This is a genomic window from Lactobacillus nasalidis (assembly GCF_016587775.1).
GTDB classification, from domain to species: Bacteria; Bacillota; Bacilli; order Lactobacillales; family Lactobacillaceae; genus Lactobacillus; species Lactobacillus nasalidis.
Genome location: NZ_BOCG01000150.1, coordinates 1 through 3,374, shown reverse-complemented (window position 1 = coordinate 3,374; position 3,374 = coordinate 1). Strand labels below are relative to the sequence as shown.

Below are 3,374 nucleotides of genomic sequence, written 5' to 3'. Positions count from 1 at the left end.
GCTCGGGGCCAAAGTCGGCAGCTACATCAAGCTGAAAGACAGCGACGGCAGCTGGCACAAGATCAAGGTGACCGGCATCTGCGAAATGTACATTGGCCACTACGTCTTCATGAACAAGGCTGCCTACAAGAAGTTTTTTGACAAAAAGGCAAGCGCCAACGCCCAGCTGATCACTTTAAAGCCGGGCCAGTCCTTGGCCAAGTACTCCCGGAAGCTGATGAAGTCCGGGGCGATCCAGGGGATCAACCAAAACACCAGCAACAAGCAGACCATCGACAACATCATGGGCAGCTTGAACCGGGTCATGATCATCCTGATCGGCATGGCCACCCTCCTTGCCCTGGTCGTCATCTACAACCTTTCCAACATCAACGTCGAGGAAAGAATCCGGGAGCTGTCGACCATCAAAGTGCTTGGCTTCTTTGACAATGAAACGACCCTGTACATCTACCGGGAAACGATCATTCTCTCCGTCATCGGCATCCTCTGCGGCTACCTGCTCGGGATCGGCCTGCACTCCTTCATCATTACCAGCCTGCCGCCGGACAACGCCATGTTCGACCCGGCAATGAAGGCAAGCAACTTCATGTATTCGGCCCTGATTCCTGCCGTGATCACCGCCCTAGTGGCCCTGGTCATGCACAAGAAGATCAAGTCCGTCAACATGCTGGACGCTTTGAAATCTGTCGATTAAAGCACAAAACGGAACCGAAACGGTTCCGTTTTTCTGTTGTCCTGCTTTTTTTAAAAACCGGTCACGGTCCGATTGTAGTAGACCAGGTGCTGCTTGAAGGACAGCGGGTCGACCAGGATCTTGGTCACTGAACAGTTGTCCGGCTCCAAAATCTGCAAGCCCTGGCCGCCGGTGGCGTTGATTGCAAATGATCTGACCGTGAAGCCGTGGGTCACCACCACGATCTGGTCGTCTGGATAGCGCCGGCTGATCTCCTCGGCAAAAGCCGCCGTCCGCATTTCAACGTGGGCAAAGCTTTCCGCGTTTGGGGCTGCTTGGACGTAGTCTTCAGTCACGTCGTTGACCAAAGGAGAAAAGTAATTCGGATACTTGGCCATCAGCTCGCTGTTCTTCTGCCCGTCCCAGTCCCCGTATGAAATTTCCAGCAGGCGGTCATCCTCAGCAACCGGCAGGCCGGCTTTTTGATTCAGAATTTCCGCCGTCTGCTTGGTTCTGACCAGAGGCGACACGAAGAGGCGGTCAAAAGCGCTGATGTCGAACTGGTCAGCCAGCTTCTGCGCCTGCTTTTTGCCCAGGTCGGTCAGATAGGTGTTGGGAGTGTTGATCGTCCCCTGCTTCAGCCCTGCTTTGTTGGCAAAGGTCTGCCCGTGACGGATAAAGTAGAATGTGGTCATGCTGATCCTCCGTTTGTTAAAGCTTTTATTTTGCTAAGAATTATTATACCAAGATTAAAATTATGTTGACATTTCTAATTTTGGCTTTATAATAAAATTAATCACACGAAAGGAGCGAAAAAAATGACTTACTTAACATTAACCCCAATGCAAGCTGAACTTTTTTCCTCCTCCCAGTCTTCTTCCACTTAAGAAGGCTGCAATTTGTGATGGCCTTCAGCACAGTATAACAACAGTGAGGCCGAAACAACAACTCCAACATAACATTTCATGGCAAAGGGCACTCACGCTAAGCGAGTGCCCTTTGTTTTTTCAGAAAGGAATTCATTTATGACATGCTACAACTTTGCGGCCGGCCCAGCCATGCTGCCAGTCGAAGTAATTGCCCAGATCAAGCGCGACCTGCCCGACTACGCGGGCAGCGGTATGAGCGTCATGGAAATCTCGCACCGGTCAGCCCTCTACAAGGACCTGTACGCTGAAACCAAGGCAGACCTCCTGGAGCTCATGAAACTGGACCCGGAAGAATACGACGTCCTCTTTCTCACTGGCGGGGCTACCCAGCAGTTCACCACGATTCCTTTGAACCTGGCCCGCAAATACCACCGCATTGCCGTCGTCGACAGCGGCCACTGGGCCCAAAGAGCAGCCGAGGACGCGGCCAAGGTGCCTGGCCTGACGGTGGACATCGTTGCCAGCGCCAAGGACAACAATTATACTGCGGTCCCGGAAATTCCGGCAAAATTTGACCAGGACTACGACTACCTGCACATTACGACCAACAACACCATCATGGGAACGGCCTACCGGGACGACCAGATTCCTGAAACCGACATCCCCCTGGTGGCTGACGCGTCATCAAACTTCCTCGGCCAAGACTACGACTTCAACAAGTTTGCCTTGATCTACGCCGGTGCCCAGAAGAACCTGGCTCCGGCCGGCTTGACCGTTTTGGTCATCAGAAAGGACCTGCTGGTTAAAAACGACGACCTGCCCGGCCTCTTTGACTTCGCGACCGAAGCCAAAAAAGAATCAGCCTTGAACACCCCGCCGGTCTTCCAGATCTACGTGGCCGGCCTGGCCCTCAAGTGGCTCAAGCAAAAAGGCGGCGTGGCCGGAATTGAGTCCATCAACCAGGAGAAGGCCAAGCTGCTCTACGACTGCCTGGCAAACTCCAAGAATTTTGAGAGCAAGGTTGACCCAGACAGCCGGTCAATCATGAACGTGCCTTTTGTCAGCGGCAACCCGGACCTAGACGCTGAATTCGTCAAAGAGGCAACTGCCCACCAGCTGCTTAACTTAAAGGGGCACCGCCTGGTTGGCGGGATGCGGGCCAGCATCTACAACGCCATGCCTCTTGAAGGCGTAGAAGCCCTCTGTGACTTTATCAAAGATTTTGACGCCAAGCACTAATTTTTTAAGTTACCATTAAGAAAGGATTCCCCATGTACCAAATCAAGACTTACAATGCCATTGCCAAGGAAGGCTTGGCCGAATTCGGCGACAACTACCGCATCAACCAGACTGACGATCCAGACGCCTACCTTATCCGCTCAGTCGACCTGCATGAACATGAATTTCCCAAAAATCTGAAGGCCATTGCCCGCTGCGGGGCCGGCTTCAACAACATCCCCCTGGACAAGGCGCTGGAAAACGGCACCGTGGTCTTCAACACTCCCGGCGGCAATGCCAACGCCGTCAAGGAACTGGTTCTGGCTTCCATGATCATTGCCAGCCGCAACATCATCGCCGCTGCCAACTGGTCAGCCAACGCCAAGCCAGGTGCCGACATCACATTGCGGACTGAAAAGGAAAAGACCAGCTTCAACGGCACTGAGCTTTTGGGCAAGACGGTTGCCGTCATTGGCCTGGGCCACGTCGGTTCCCTGGTTGCCAATTCCTGCCTGGACCTGGGGATGAAGGTCGTCGGCTACGACCCTTACCTGACGGTTGACGCGGCTTGGCGCCTGTCAGAGCAGATCAAGCGGGCCGACACCATTGCCGAC

The 3,374-nt window shown here is 53.6% G+C and carries 4 protein-coding genes; 3 read left to right on the top strand and 1 reads right to left on the bottom strand.

Annotated elements, in window-relative coordinates:
• The coding region (locus lacNas_RS02640) for an ABC transporter permease (RefSeq protein WP_201346561.1) at nucleotides 1-694 on the top strand (694 nt) is incomplete at its 5' end.
• Between the two features lie 50 nt (nucleotides 695-744).
• Here the strand turns inward: lacNas_RS02640 and lacNas_RS02635 are convergent.
• On the bottom strand, nucleotides 745-1,368 hold the full coding sequence (locus lacNas_RS02635; protein ID WP_201330355.1) for a histidine phosphatase family protein: 624 nt from the start codon (nucleotides 1,366-1,368) through the stop codon (nucleotides 745-747).
• A gap of 330 nt (nucleotides 1,369-1,698) precedes the next feature.
• Between lacNas_RS02635 and serC the strand changes: the two genes are divergently transcribed.
• Both serC and lacNas_RS02625 read left to right on the top strand, forming a co-directional pair.
• Nucleotides 1,699-2,781 (top strand): 3-phosphoserine/phosphohydroxythreonine transaminase, encoded by a 1,083-nt coding sequence (serC, locus tag lacNas_RS02630; RefSeq protein ID WP_201330354.1) that lies wholly within the window; start codon nucleotides 1,699-1,701, stop codon nucleotides 2,779-2,781.
• A 32-nt stretch (nucleotides 2,782-2,813) separates the two neighbouring features.
• A partial coding sequence (locus lacNas_RS02625) for an NAD(P)-dependent oxidoreductase (RefSeq protein ID WP_280515426.1) occupies nucleotides 2,814-3,374 on the top strand: 561 nt, incomplete at its 3' end.

What these genes read in the sequence shown, in the direction of transcription:
- lacNas_RS02635 (WP_201330355.1), bottom strand. Translation starts at nt 1,368, where the DNA reads ATGACCACATTCTACTTTATCCGTCACGGGCAGACCTTTGCCAACAAA.
- serC (WP_201330354.1), top strand. Translation starts at nt 1,699, where the DNA reads ATGACATGCTACAACTTTGCGGCCGGCCCAGCCATGCTGCCAGTCGAA.